The organism is Veronia pacifica (assembly GCF_001707825.1).
Lineage (GTDB): Bacteria > Pseudomonadota > Gammaproteobacteria > Enterobacterales > Vibrionaceae > Veronia > Veronia pacifica.
Genome location: NZ_LYBM01000052.1, coordinates 1 through 13970, shown reverse-complemented (window position 1 = coordinate 13970; position 13970 = coordinate 1). Strand labels below are relative to the sequence as shown.

General features: G+C 46.9%; 11 protein-coding genes and 2 pseudogenes. 9 read left to right on the top strand and 4 right to left on the bottom strand.

What is annotated here, in order from left to right; translation table 11 throughout:
• Positions 1-330 precede the first annotated feature (330 nt).
• Positions 331-1608 carry a PepSY-associated TM helix domain-containing protein gene (locus A8L45_RS20060; RefSeq protein ID WP_068905139.1) on the top strand — a complete coding sequence of 426 codons (1278 nt, stop codon included), beginning with the start codon at positions 331-333 and terminating at the stop codon, positions 1606-1608.
• Between the two features lie 186 nt (positions 1609-1794).
• Complete coding sequence (gene yjjG, locus A8L45_RS20055) at positions 1795-2469, top strand: pyrimidine 5'-nucleotidase (protein ID WP_068905138.1); 675 nt, start codon at positions 1795-1797, stop codon at positions 2467-2469.
• A 120-nt stretch (positions 2470-2589) separates the two neighbouring features.
• On the opposite strand, the pseudogene A8L45_RS25745 reads toward yjjG, so the two are convergent.
• Positions 2590-2841 (bottom strand): annotated as a pseudogene (locus A8L45_RS25745) (DUF2834 domain-containing protein); the annotation flags it as partial.
• 416 nt (positions 2842-3257) lie between these two features.
• On the opposite strand from A8L45_RS25745, the gene A8L45_RS20050 reads away from it, so the two are divergent.
• From A8L45_RS20050 to tyrA, 3 genes are all read left to right on the top strand, one after another.
• Positions 3258-3653, top strand: a complete 396-nt coding sequence (locus A8L45_RS20050; RefSeq protein WP_175402037.1) for a DUF2799 domain-containing protein — start codon at positions 3258-3260, stop codon at positions 3651-3653.
• Positions 3654-3818: 165 nt separating this feature from the next.
• The gene (locus tag A8L45_RS20045; RefSeq protein ID WP_068905137.1) at positions 3819-4889 is read left to right on the top strand and encodes a 3-deoxy-7-phosphoheptulonate synthase; all 1071 of its coding nucleotides are present in this window, start codon (positions 3819-3821) and stop codon (positions 4887-4889) included.
• A 31-nt stretch (positions 4890-4920) separates the two neighbouring features.
• Complete coding sequence (tyrA, locus tag A8L45_RS20040; protein ID WP_068905136.1) at positions 4921-6045, top strand: bifunctional chorismate mutase/prephenate dehydrogenase; 1125 nt, start codon at positions 4921-4923, stop codon at positions 6043-6045.
• A gap of 67 nt (positions 6046-6112) precedes the next feature.
• Here the strand turns inward: tyrA and pheA are convergent, their stop codons facing one another.
• Positions 6113-7285 carry a prephenate dehydratase gene (pheA, locus tag A8L45_RS20035; RefSeq protein ID WP_068905135.1) on the bottom strand — a complete coding sequence of 391 codons (1173 nt, stop codon included), beginning with the start codon at positions 7283-7285 and terminating at the stop codon, positions 6113-6115.
• A gap of 283 nt (positions 7286-7568) precedes the next feature.
• A complete protein-coding gene (hpf, locus tag A8L45_RS20030) occupies positions 7569-7907 on the bottom strand; it encodes a ribosome hibernation-promoting factor, HPF/YfiA family (protein ID WP_068905134.1) in 339 nt (112 codons plus the stop codon).
• A gap of 203 nt (positions 7908-8110) precedes the next feature.
• Here hpf and A8L45_RS24685 point away from each other — a divergent pair, with 203 nt between their 5' ends.
• Positions 8111-8272 carry a hypothetical protein gene (locus A8L45_RS24685; RefSeq protein ID WP_175402036.1) on the top strand — a complete coding sequence of 54 codons (162 nt, stop codon included), beginning with the start codon at positions 8111-8113 and terminating at the stop codon, positions 8270-8272.
• 13 nt (positions 8273-8285) lie between these two features.
• On the opposite strand, the gene bamD is transcribed toward A8L45_RS24685, so the two are convergent.
• Entirely contained in the window at positions 8286-9017 is a 732-nt protein-coding gene (bamD, locus tag A8L45_RS20025) for an outer membrane protein assembly factor BamD (RefSeq protein WP_068905133.1), read from the bottom strand.
• Between the two features lie 197 nt (positions 9018-9214).
• Between bamD and rluD the strand changes: the two genes are divergently transcribed.
• The 3 genes and pseudogenes from rluD to clpB all read left to right on the top strand — a co-directional run bounded on the left by rluD (position 9215) and on the right by clpB (position 13723).
• A complete protein-coding gene (gene rluD / locus A8L45_RS20020; RefSeq protein ID WP_068905132.1) occupies positions 9215-10189 on the top strand; it encodes a 23S rRNA pseudouridine(1911/1915/1917) synthase RluD in 975 nt (324 codons plus the stop codon).
• Positions 10107-10917: pseudogene (gene pgeF, locus A8L45_RS20015) on the top strand (peptidoglycan editing factor PgeF). The gene rluD and the pseudogene pgeF overlap by 83 nt, the downstream one beginning before the upstream one ends.
• Before the next feature lie 232 nt (positions 10918-11149).
• Positions 11150-13723 carry an ATP-dependent chaperone ClpB gene (gene clpB, locus A8L45_RS20010; protein ID WP_068905131.1) on the top strand — a complete coding sequence of 858 codons (2574 nt, stop codon included), beginning with the start codon at positions 11150-11152 and terminating at the stop codon, positions 13721-13723.
• Positions 13724-13970: the final 247 nt, after the last annotated feature.

The window sequence follows — 13970 nt, the reverse complement described above, 5'->3', positions numbered from 1 at the left end:
CTCATGATACGTGATTTCAATGCTGTGTGGCGTCATATTTCGTTACATTGCTCAACTTATTATGAAAAGCTGTCTTTGCTATTATCCACCTCCCTCGGCACGTGGGATATCCCTCCCGTATCTCGGTTCTTTCATTCAGCAAAATGATTAATTTCTCGAAGCCTTCACGACGTTTGGGGGCGTTTCAGGATCGGCTTAGAAGTAACTAACGCCTTGATGCTGTGATACTTATTGCTAATTTATATCAAACAATAATTCTGCTTTACTGGAAGCAAGTTTCGGAGTGACAGGAACATCAATCAATTTTTTTGATTACAAAAAGGAAACGCAATGTTCAAAGGAAAACAATTACATAATTGGATCTGGAAGTGGCATATTCTCGCAGGGCTTTTTAGTCTCCCATTTCTTTTTTTGCTCTCGGTTACCGGAGCGATATACCTTTTTAAGGGAGATTATGAGCAGAGTGCATATCGGGATGTTATTCAGGTAGAAAAAAGTGGTGAGCGGCTCAGTTATCAACAACTACTGGAAAACGCGACGACTGCTGCAAAAGCTGAATCATCGAAAAAGCCGTCAAAAATTATTCTTCCTCAGTCTGAGACCGATGCTGTGGAGTTTCAGTCCGGCCGTTTTTCTTCTAAACGCAGTACCTACGTTGACCCATATAGCGGTGAGGTAACAGGCTCCTGGGCGGTGTCAGATACGCTGATGCAGAAGGTTCGTAAACTTCACGGCGAGTTACTCCTCGGAAAACAGGGAACGCTGGTGATTGAATTGGTTGCCAGCTGGCTCGTCGTACTCGTGATCACTGGCGTGTATGTCTGGTGGCCGAGAGGGCAGCGCGGAATCAGAGGATTGTTCACTGTTCGCTTCAATGCGGGCAAGAGAGTGATGTATCGAGACCTTCATGCGGTGACAGGCTTCTGGGTTTCCGGTTTTCTGTTACTTATTCTTGCTGGCGGAATGCCTTGGACAGAGGTGTTTGGCAGTAACTTTAAATGGTTGCGAGATAATACGGGCAGTGGCTACCCATCCGCTTACTCAGGTCGGGGACTAAAATCAGCTCCGTCTCAGGGGGCAGCTCCCCTCTCATTGGATGAAATGGTCGCCATAGCACGTAAAGAAGGGTTAAAAGGCACTGTCACTCTGACCTTCCCCAAAAAAGCGAACTCAGTATTTAGTATCAGAAACCGCAGTGAAGACCTCAATCAACAGTGGTCTATCCATTATGACCAATACACGGGTGCCAAGATAAAGGCCTTTCCGTGGTCAGAGGTTGGTGCGATGAGTAACGGGCGGCAGATAGTCATGCGAATTCATCAGGGAGAATTCTTTGGCAGTCTTAACTGGGGGCTGGTGCTCGCTACTGCGGTATTGTTGGCACTCATGAGCTTATCAGCCATGGCGTCTTATCTGATAAGAAAGCCAAAAGGCAGCTGGGGGATCCCCAAGGTGCCAGCTGAGATGCGAGTAGGCAAAGGCGTGTTTGTCCTACTTGCCATATTGGCGATGTTATTACCGCTCTTTGGAGCAAGCCTGTTGTTACTGGTTGCTGTGTCATTTTTGACTGACTGGCGGGGAAAACGCCGCGAACGCCGGCTGGCGTGAATATAATCCTTGCCTCTTGAAAACGCCGGGTGACAGCGGCCCGGCGTTTTCTGTTCAAACTCTTTTCGTAATATTGCAAAGTATCATTTCAGTCCTTCTTAGATAACCGCTGGGATAAATGGGAGCTGACAAGTCGTGAGGTGAAGATATAATCCCGTCCGGAAAAACCGATTAAAGGAAGAAGTGATGCACTACGATTGGATACTTTTTGATGCTGATGAAACCCTGTTTTCATTCGATGATTTTCAGGGCTTAAAAATCATGCTTTCAGACTACGGTGTTCACTTTACCCGCGATGACCACGTCGCTTACAAGAAGCAAAACCAACCTCTGTGGGTGAAGTATCAAAACGGTGAGATTACAGCGCAGGAACTTCAGATCACTCGCTTCTTAGGGTGGGCTGAAAAACTCAATGTAGAACCGGATGAGCTGAATGGCGCATTTTTGAATGCAATGGCGGATGTGTGTAAACCGCTAACAGATGTTGATATCGTCATCCCAAAGCTTGTAGAGCGCGCGAAACTGGGGATTGTTACCAATGGTTTTACCCAACTGCAAAAAATCAGACTTGAACGGACAGGCATGACACCTTACTTCACGCACGTATTCATCTCGGAGGAAATAGGCGTCGCTAAACCCGACCCCCGAATTTTTGAGTATGCGTTGGAGAAAATGGGACAGCCAGACAAAGCCAGCGTACTTATGGTGGGTGATAATCCTCACTCTGACGTACTTGGCGGGATGAATGCGGGTGTTGATACCTGTTGGCTTAACCTCAAGGGTGAAACCTTGCCCGAAGGTATTCAACCGACCTTCACCGCCTCTTCCTGGCAAGCCTTAAAGAGTTACCTTCTAGATTGAAGATTAAGTAAGACGGGCTTTGCCCGTCTTTAAAAATAATCAGAATGTACTTTTATTATCTAGGCCGTTGAAAGAAAAAAGATAATACATTCAATATTTTTTTCACGAATTCACATGTACTTATACCTGCCGCCAGATTGTTGTTGATTCCGATTTATTCTCTCGCGCATACAAGTAAGAGGGTAGGGCAACTGAGTCCAACAAACATGGTGAGTAAGATAAATAGCTATGCTTTAGGCCATTTCTTTTTTGCTGTTTTACAAATAGAAAAATCCGTAACACGACGGGTGAGACCAGTAAATTCGACGTTCCGTTACTTGCCGCATTATTAGTAAAAGCCATGCTAAAAAATAGCCGTATATTCATACCATTTTCGACCGCAAAGCCCTAAAAGAACAGATATGGAACCACTGCCCCTGGGATGGTTAATCCAAGAGAGATGTTCTTCCACATTGATTCCTTTGTCGTCGTTATTTTTCTATGTCTTCGGTGATAATTCACCAAATCCCCAGTCCGCAAAGCCACAAAGCCACAGGCGTTCAGAATCTGATTTTGTCATTTAACCAAAGCTAATTTAAAAGCTTATTTGAAGTACTTTAAACGGAGAATAAAAAATAATTTATGGTGTATCAATTTGCCTTATTTTTATGCTCTCAGAGGCCATTAGCCATGTGCTATTTTACTGACACGGCCTTCTAAAGCATTCATATTCACAGTGGTGTTGGATAAAAGACACCAGCGTGAAAATAGGTCGGCTATATTGGGAAAAACAACAGGGAGGACATGCGATGATAAAAAAAATGCAGGCTGGAATGTTATGTTTCGTTTTTTTACTTCTGACAGCCTGTGCTTTTTCTCCGCTAGATAAAGCGATTGAAAGCGGGGATTGGTATCTTTTAGGGAAACTTGATGGTGAGCGTGGGGCGCTGGCCAAGTCTGAAAAAGATGTTTCGCTGCTGGCTGAACGCGCTGGCAAGAGTGCGAAGTATGACTTGTATGATGCGGGTTATCATGCGGGCAATAGAATGTACTGTAACGTACACAATGCATACAACATAGGGTTGTCTGGAAGTCCATATCGAGGTGTATGCGACTATCATTCAGACGCTTCTCTGTTCCGCACAGAGTGGCAAAGGGGTCATGATACTCACCAATATGGAAAAGGCGTCGATCGTGATTTCTAACGCTATTTACTGAATACTCCTTTCTCAGAGCCAAAGGTATTAATGTAAACTTAAATTTACGATAGTAATTTTAAGTTTACATTTACTTGCATTCCGCTTCCATGCTGATTATGGTTGTGAGCCTGACATTAATAGTTAAAGGCAAACTTCAGTGAAGGGCGAAGCATGGAACGAGATCAGCTAACAAATATTCATATCCAGAACGAAGAAGTTCTGATCACACCTCAAAAACTCAGGTCAAATCTGCCTGTTAGCGAGCAGGGGTTGCAATTTATCAGTCATGCCAGACAAGATATTGCCAACATTATTCATAAGAAAGATCACCGTCTGCTTGTGGTGTGTGGCCCGTGCTCTATTCACGATATCGATGCCGCCAAAGAGTATGCAGTAAAACTGAAAGAACTGTCAGAAAAAGTTTCCAGTCAGTTATATATCGTCATGCGAGTGTATTTTGAAAAGCCGAGAACGACGGTTGGCTGGAAGGGACTAATTAATGATCCACATCTTGACGGGAGTTTTGATGTATCTGCAGGGCTGCACAAAGCAAGGCAGTTGCTCATTGAACTCACCGAAATGGGGTTGCCACTCGCCACAGAAGCCCTCGATCCCATTAGTCCACAGTATGTGGGAGATTTGTTTAGCTGGGCAGCGATAGGCGCACGTACCACAGAATCACAGACCCACCGTGAAATGGCCAGTGGCTTATCTATGCCTGTTGGCTTTAAGAATGGCACAGATGGTTCGTTAGATACGGCGATCAATGCAATGAATGCAGCCGCTTCTGGTCACAGATTTATGGGGATTAACCAAGCGGGACAGGTCGCTTTGATGAGTACAGACGGGAATCCGGACGGGCACGTCATCCTCCGTGGGGGCAAGCAAACTAATTATGACTCAGTCTCTATTGCTGAGTGCGAGGAAAAAATGACGTCGCTTGAGATTGAGCCAGCACTGATGGTTGATTGTAGCCATGCCAACTCCCGCAAAGATTTTCGTCGTCAGCCTTTGGTCGCAACAGACGTTATTCACCAGATTCGTGAGGGAAATAGGTCTATCATAGGCCTTATGCTAGAAAGTCATCTCAATGAAGGTAATCAGAGTGCTGATCTGCCTCGGTCAGAGATGGTCTATGGTGTTTCCATTACTGATGCTTGCCTCGGCTGGCAGGAAACAGAAGCATTACTGCTCCGTACCGCATCTGAACTAACACCGATGTTGTCGCAGCGGATACAATAACAAGAACGATTGAAAAGGACAGTGAACCGTCATGGTGGCAGAGCTTTCCCGTTTGCGGGATGAAATTGATGAAGTAGATAAACAGATGGTCGAACTGCTGGCAAAGCGGTTGTCATTGGTTGCGGAAGTGGGAGAAGTCAAAAGTCAGCATGGCTTACCAATTTATGCGCCTGACAGGGAAGCGGCGATGCTGGCTTCTCGGCGCAAGGAGGCGGAATCTCGGGGTGTACCTCCTGATCTGATTGAAGATATTCTCCGCCGCACAATGCGGGAATCGTATGTCAGCGAGAACGACTCAGGTTTTAAGTGTCTCAACCCATCGTTACGCTCCATCGTGGTGGTTGGTGGACACGGTCAGCTTGGCAAACTTTTTTGTAAACTCTTTACCCTTTCTGGTTATCAGGTAAAAGTGCTTGGCAGTCAGGACTGGGATCAGGCTGACGACATTCTCTCTGATGCCGGAATGGTCGTCGTGACAGTGCCAATCAACCGCACTGATACCATTATCCGTAAACTCACATCGTTGCCCGAAGATTGTATTTTGGCTGACCTCACGTCAATCAAGAGCGAGCCATTACAAGCGATGCTGGAGTCTCACTCTGGTCCAGTTGTCGGTCTTCATCCCATGTTTGGCCCCAATACTCCCAGCCTTGCTAAACAGGTTGTCGTGTATTGTGATGGAAGAAACCCCGAGGCTTATCAATGGTTGCTTGAACAGATCAGGATTTGGGGCGCGAGTCTGCAGAGGATCAGCGCGATCGAGCATGATCAGGGGATGACGCTGATTCAGGCTCTCCGTCACTTCACATCTTTTGTTTATGGTGTTCACCTGGCAGAGGAAAACCCGAACCTTGCGCAACTTATTTCGCTGAGTTCGCCTATTTATCGTCTTGAACTGGCGATGGTCGGGCGTCTATTTGCACAGGATGCCAGCTTGTATGCCGACATTATCATGTCCTCGCCGCAAAATATTGACATGATTAAACGCTTTCATGCCCGATTTGGTGAAGCGATTGATTTGCTGGAGACCTGTGACAAAGACCAGTTTGTTGATGCCTTTAGTCAGGTAGAAAATTGGTTTGGTGAGCATGCCGGACGTTTCTTGCATGAGAGCCAGAACTTACTTCAGCAGGCAAATGATTCAACCCAGAGATAGATATCAGTAAGACCAAAAAAAGGAGCCTAAGGCTCCTTTTTCATCCCTTAACTCGTGATGAATCAAGTTAGTCGACATCAATTTCTGTTGGCGTGACATTTTCGATGGGATAGCAGCCTAACACCTTGATATAGCGTGTCAGTGCCGTCAGCTCTTCCAGTGCCAGCTTCATCTTATCCGAGCGCATATTTCCCTCTACGTCCACGTAGAACATTTCTTCCCATGGGTTACCCATTACCGGGCGTGACTCAAGCTTGGTCATATTGATACCGTGGTTTCTGAATACCAACAGACATTCCACCAAAGAACCTGCTTCCTGAGCCGTTGACATAATGAAGGTCGTTTTTGCCGGGATAAGGTCTGTTACGTCGACAGGGTTACGTGCCACCAGAATAAAGCGGGTATGGTTTTCCTGTTGATTGGCAATATTCGCTTTGAGTGGCTTCAGGCCGTAAAGAGCAGCGCTTGAAGCATTTCCGATAGCAGCAACATTGGCACTCTTCATTTCAGCCACTTTCTTCATTGCTTCTGCTGTACTTGAACAGTATTCCTGTTTCACGTTACCAAGCGAGCGCAAGTAATCACTGCATTGCTGATAGGGTTGTGGGTGCGAGTAAAGGCAATCAATACTCTCAAGATCAGTATCCACAGCTGTCAGTATGCAATGCTCAATCGGCTGGGTTATTTCACCAACGATAGACAAGCGGGTGTGCTGCAGTTGATCATAAACGTCGTTAATTGAACCTGACGAGGTGTTCTCAATCGGTAATACACCGTAATCGGCAGTACCGTTCTCAACCACTTCAACCACTTCTTTGAAGTTTTGACAGGGCAATTCCGCCAGAGAGGTTTGTTTTTTAGTGAAAAAGTGTTTGGCGGCAAGGTACGAATATGAGCCTTTTGGCCCGAGAAAAGATACCCGTGCCACGGGGTGTGAGCTGTCTGGATTGGTTAGCTGTTGTAAAAATGCCTGCTGAATCAGCACAGAGTCTTCAATAATACTGTGGAAAATACTGATGATATAGGGAGCATCCAGTCCATGTTCTTTTCCTGCCTTTACCAGCTTTTCCAATAATGCCTGCTCGCGGACAGGGTCGCGCACTGGTTTTTCGGTCTGAATCTTACTTTTGGCTACTTCAATACTCAGTTCACGTCGCTCGGTCAGCAGTGCCAATATCTCTTTGTCGATCCGGCTTACACTTTTGCGGATCTCATCCAGCGTCAATGTTGGTTTTGTCATGTCCTTATCCTGTTTTGGCAACGCCGTGCCTTTGGCTGATACTCAGGGTGAAAAGAGCCCTTTTGTTCCCACTATACTTGATGACTCACTTTGCACAAAGTGACTGGGTTTGCTCTTGGTGTCGATCTGTTCTTGTTGCTACTAGGCACATACAGCATTTTAACTGTCTATGGTCAAAATTGCGGAAAAGAAAGCCTTTGATGGGATTTGTATAGGAATTTGCGATAAAAACAAATCAGCCCTGCGAGGCAGGGCTGATGGGATAAGTCTGTTATTTTACTAATCAGGCTGCTTCAGTGTCCACGTCAGCGACTTTCTCACAGTGGCTGGCACGTCGTGATTCTGGTTTATGCTTCTGCTTATTAAGTTGTTTCTCGAGTTTTTGGCCTGCTTCATTGATAGCTGCATACAGGTCTTGATGTTCTGCTGTGGCAACCAGCTTTGCACCTGGTACGGAAACGTCTGCCTCAATTTTAAATGTTGTACTTGTTAGTTGACTAACAACAGCACGTGGATTGATGAGAGCGACTTGCCACTTCTCCAGTTTTTTAAATCGCGATGCGACTCGGTTACGGATAGAAGGAGTGATGTCGATGTTTTTACCAGTAATTTCTACTCTCATAAACGTTTCCTCTTGTCTGTGCCCTTACGTTGGGCTCACTTTCAGATTACTTTTTTCACCACATAAAAAAGTGATCTAGATCACTAAATATCAGTTGTTTTTCATATGCCTACGTATTTGTGATCGTTTTGGAAAGCTGACAAGAAAAGTACGTAAAAAGGCTTGATATGTGAGATCAATCTGATGCACTATCGAGAGATAAGGTGTCAAAGGTTGCTTATTTAGGCAGGGTTTTTATTGGTCAAAAATCAAGAGAAGAGCGTTTTTTAGCCAGATGTGATTTCCCCGCTAAAGCCCCTATGAACTTAGAAAAAACAGATAAAAATAAAAAAGCAGCCATACAGCTGCTTTTTTATTTGTTATGAAATTAGTTGCGCTTTATAAGACGCCATTAGCTGCCATTTGCTTACTGACCCTTTCTGCGGGCTCTGACAATCCCAATTCCTGATAGGCCTTGAGCATTAACGGTAGTGATTTTCTGGCTGCTTCAGTATCACCAAATTGTTGCTGGATTGATTGGCAGCGATTAATTGCAGCCATCCATGCCTCGCGGCGGACATAAAAGTCAGCAGTCGCCAGTTCATAATCAGCCAAGCGATTTTTGAGTGAAACCATACGGGCTTTAGCATCTGCCGCATAAGGGCTATCTGGATAGCGCTCCAGCAGTTGGTTAAAATCGAAAAATGCCCGTGATACTGGCTGCGGGTCGCGGTCAGAGCGATCAATATTAAGCAGGTCATGAACCATCGAGCTATCCTGCGCCATATTGCTCAATCCACGCATGTAGAGCACCCAGTCGAGATTGTTATGGTTGGGGTTCATCCGAAGAAAGCGATCTATGGTCGACTCGGCTAATACATAATCACTATTTTTGTAATAGGCGTAGATAAGGTCAAACTGGACCTGCTCAGAATATGCGCCGAAAGGATAGCGCGAATCCATTGCTTCAAGCTTCTCAACCGCTTTCACCCACTGACCATCGTCAATGGCTTGCCGGGCTTCCTGATAAAGCTCAGAAGGCGGGACATCTGGCACAATTCCTTTGTCTGCACTGGAACAACCTGCAAGCAGGATAGCGGCAAAAAGAGTGGATAAAGTCAGGCGTTTCATTGCTGCGATAGCTTCCTTGAAGTAAATAAATGTGCTGTTGCCATTACGGAGTGGGCGGCAAAGAGCTACAATGGCACGATTATGGGTATTCTACCCATCGACTGAATATAATACCAATCCGCAAAAGTGACCGCGATCGAGGACGGATACCCTGTACCGGTCTTGAGTTAGTCCTTTATAGGTTCAAAAAGTTCGTTATGGCACAACAGATACAATTAACTTCAACGGTAAAAGACAGCCAACTGGGTCAGCGTCTGGATCAGGCACTGGCGGAGCTGTTTCCTGATTACTCCCGTTCAAGGATCAAAGAATGGGTACTGGCTGATAAAGTCACGGTAGACGGCATTGTCGCCAACAAACCCCGCGTAAAAATGATGGGGGGAGAAGATATTGTCATCGATGCAGAAATCGAAGACGAAGAGCGATGGGAGCCTCAGGATATTCCGTTGGATATCGTGTATGAGGATGATGACTTGCTGGTGATCAATAAGCCCCGCGGATTGGTCGTGCACCCCGGTGCGGGCTGCCCTGATGGCACTGTCCTGAATGCTCTGTTATACCGTTACCCAGCGAGTGCAGAAGTACCGCGCGTAGGTATTGTTCACCGTCTTGACAAAGATACTACTGGCCTGATGGTTGTAGCCAAGACGGTACCAGCCCAGACGAGACTGGTACGCGCCCTCCAGAAAAGAAAAATTACCCGAGAGTACGAGGCTATTGCCATTGGTAATATGACTGGGGGCGGCATGGTGGAAAAACCGATTGGCCGTCATCCAACCAAACGGACACATATGGCTGTGCACGAGTTAGGTAAGCCTGCAATCACACATTATCGTGTGGCTGAACATTTCCGTGCCCACACGCGTCTTCGCCTGCGTTTGGAAACAGGCCGTACTCACCAGATTCGTGTTCATATGTCATACTTGAATCATCCGCTGGTGGGCGATCAGCTTTATGGCGGTCGTCCTCGTCCTCCTCGTGACGCAGGTGAAGAGTTGGTGATGGCATTGCGCGGTTTTGACCGTCAGGCACTGCATGCTGCGATGCTGCGACTTGAGCACCCAATTACCGGAGAGCTGATGGAATGGCATGCGCCGGTTCCTGACGATATGGTGGCGTTGGCTGAAATTTTGCGTGCCGATCAGGAAGAGATGGGCGAACCGGATTATTAATATGGAATTGATTCGACCAGATTGGCCTGCAGGTAAGCGAGTAAAGGCGATCAGTACGACCCGTATTGGAGGAAATAGCCTTCCTCCTTACGACAGCCTTAATCTTGGACAGCATGTTGGTGATGACAGGCTGACAGTAGAGTCAAACCGAGATACTTGCGGAAAACGGCGTCGATGCGTCAGCACCCCACTGGTTGAATCAGATTCATGGCACGCATGTTGTTACCCTTACCTGTGAGGGTAACAGTGTTCCGGATGCCGACGCTGCATATACTCAGGTTCCCGAAGTCGTTTGTGCCATCATGACGGCTGATTGCCTTCCTGTTCTTTTCTGCAATCAAGAGGGAACAGAAGTCGCAGCTGCGCATGCTGGCTGGCGTGGATTGCTCGACGGTGTTATTGAAAACACAGTGGCAAAATTCTCCAAGCCGTCAGGTGTAATGGCCTGGCTGGGACCTGCGATCGGTCCCTCGGTTTTTGAGGTTGGCTCAGAAGTGCGTGAACAGTTTATGTCCTTTAGTGAGTGCGCAGAGCAGGCGTTTAAGCCTTATGGCACAAAGTGGCTTGCTGACATTCACCTTCTCGCCCGCCAGCGTCTTTCCGCTATTGGAGTCGAATCTGTTTATGGTGATTCAGCGTGCACCTTTAGCGAGCCAGACCGTTTTTTCTCATATCGCCGCGACCAACAAACTGGGCGTCAGGCGAGCTTTATTTGGCTTGAAGACTAAAAGATAACTCTAGCTTTGTGTTCAAGACGGAACTGATTTGCCGACCAGTGACTGCCCATCGTTTCCACGCTCAATGTCTCCCAAGATAAAAAGTGCTAATCGCCGCAGATTTTATTGTAAAAGATTCACCGCTCTTGATAGACAGAGCAAAAATTATCACCCAAGCTTGAAATTAGTGATTGCTGTTCCCATCTGATCTGTAAAGGTTATTGATGTAAACAGAGGAGGGGCTATGCGCCTTGACCGATTCACCAGTAAATTTCAGCTAGCCATATCTGACGCCCAGTCGCTGGCATTGGGCCGTGATCATCAGTTCATTGAACCGGCACACTTAATGGTATCTCTCCTCAACCAGGACAGCAGTGCCATTCGTCCGCTTATGACCCTGATGGGTATTGATATTACTCAGCTTCGTTCCAGCCTTGGCGAGATACTTGATCGACTGCCCCAAGTGACAGGCACTGGCGGCGATATTCAGTTATCGCACGGTATGGGACTGTTATTTAATATGTGTGACAAGCTGTCACAGAAACGGAAAGACAAATATATTTCTTCTGAGTTATTCATCCTAGCGTCTGTCGATGACAAAGGCCCGTTGGGTGAATTGCTTCGTGGTTATGGTTTGACAGCGAAAAAAGTAGAAGAGGCCATCGATCAGGTTCGTGGTGGTCAGAACATTGATGACCCCAATGCAGAAGAAAACCGTCAGGCTTTAGAAAAATTCACGATAGATCTGACAGAGCGAGCAGAGCAAGGCAAGCTGGACCCGGTTATCGGACGTGACGAGGAGATTCGGCGGACAGTTCAGGTTCTTCAGCGCAGGACAAAAAACAATCCGGTGATCATCGGCGAACCCGGTGTGGGTAAAACCGCCATTGTTGAGGGACTGGCTCAGCGTATCGTCAACGGCGAAGTGCCGGAAGGTTTACGTAATCGCCGTGTTCTCTCTCTTGATATGGGTGCATTGGTTGCTGGTGCAAAATACCGCGGTGAGTTTGAGGAGCGGTTGAAGGCAGTGCTTAACGAGCTCTCCAAAGAAGAGGGTAACATAATTCTCTTCATTGATGAGATTCACACCATGGTAGGTGCAGGTAAAGCCGAAGGCTCAATGGATGCGGGGAACATGCTAAAACCAGCGTTAGCTCGCGGTGAGTTGCACTGTGTGGGAGCGACGACGCTGGATGAATACCGTCAGTATGTTGAGAAAGATGCTGCGCTTGAACGTCGATTCCAAAAAGTGCTGGTGGATGAACCCAGTGTTGAGGATACCGTAGCCATACTTCGCGGGTTGAAGGAGCGTTATGAGCTTCACCACGCCGTCGAGATCACTGACCCAGCGATTGTTGCAGCGGCCAGCTTGTCACATCGTTACATCTCCGATCGTCAGTTGCCTGACAAGGCGATAGACCTCATTGATGAGGCGGCGTCCAGTATCCGGATGCAAATTGACTCTAAACCAGAATCACTCGACCGTCTTGAGCGTCGGCTTATTCAACTCAAAATCGAGCAGCAGGCGCTTCAAAAAGAAAGTGACGACGCGAGTAAAAAGCGACTCGATGTTCTGGAGCAAGAAGTTGAAGAAAAAGAACGTGAATTTGCTGAACTTGAAGAAATCTGGAGAACCGAGAAAGCGGCATTATCCGGCACACAGCATATTAAGTCTGCACTTGAGCAGGCGCGGACGGATCTGGAAATAGCCAGACGTGCAAGTGACCTCAATCGAATGTCAGAGTTACAGTATGGAAAAATACCAGAACTGGAGCGTCAGCTTGACCTTGCCAGTCAGGCTGAAATGCAGGAAATGTCATTACTCAAAAATAGGGTGACGGACGCGGAGATTGCTGAGGTGCTGTCTCGCCAGACAGGTATTCCAGTAGCCAAAATGCTCGAGGGTGAAAAAGAAAAACTGCTGCAGATGGAGTCAGTGTTACATGACAAGGTGATCGGTCAGAAAGAAGCCGTCTCCTCGGTAGCAAACGCTATTCGTCGCAGTCGTGCCGGCCTTGCCGATCCGCATAGACCAATTGGCTCCTTCCTCTTTCTTGGTCCAACCGGGATAGGGAAAACAGAGTTATGTAAATCACTGGCTGATTTTATGTTCGATAGTAGTGATGCCATGGTGAGGATTGATATGTCCGAATTCATGGAAAAACACTCTGTGGCACGATTGGTTGGTGCGCCTCCGGGATATGTCGGCTATGAAGAGGGTGGATATCTCACTGAGGCAGTTCGCCGTCGGCCTTACTCGGTGATACTGCTTGATGAAGTAGAGAAAGCACACCCAGATGTTTTCAACCTTTTACTACAGGTGTTAGATGATGGTCGCCTTACCGATGGACAGGGGCGTACAGTAGACTTCCGCAATGCTGTCGTGATCATGACGTCTAACTTAGGCTCAGATCGTATTCAGGAGAACTTTGGTGAAATGGATTACGACAACATCAAAAATACCGTCATGGAGGTTGTTGCCAGTCATTTTAGACCCGAGTTCATTAACCGAATTGACGAGTCAGTGGTTTTCCATCCGCTCGGCGAAGAGCATATTAAGCAGATTGCCAGTATCCAGTTGGATCTACTGGGTCAAAGAATGGCCGAGAGGGAATTGTCACTAAAAGTGACTGATGAAGCACTCAGCTTTATTGCACAGGCTGGTTTTGATCCAGTATATGGAGCAAGGCCGTTAAAAAGAGCGATTCAGCAGAGTGTGGAGAACCCATTAGCGCAATCTATTTTGTCCGGGAAAATCAAGCCGGGTAAACCTGTTAAGTTGCTCGTGAAGGGAAATGCAATACAAGCAACACAGTAATAGGGAAGGCTGCCAGCAGGCAGCCTTCTTTTTTTAGAGCTATTCCGCGCCCCAAACAGAACCATAATGCTAATATTCACCCACATTGCCTAAAAGTTGTCCGAACAGCCTCTTTTTTAAAAAAAACCTCAATAAAGGGGTTGCCAAGTTTTCACAGCTCCCTATAATGCCGCCTCACCGACACGGAGAGCGGCTTCCAAACTGGAAACCATGCCAAATCGGTACGACGGAAACGGCGTCAAAAATT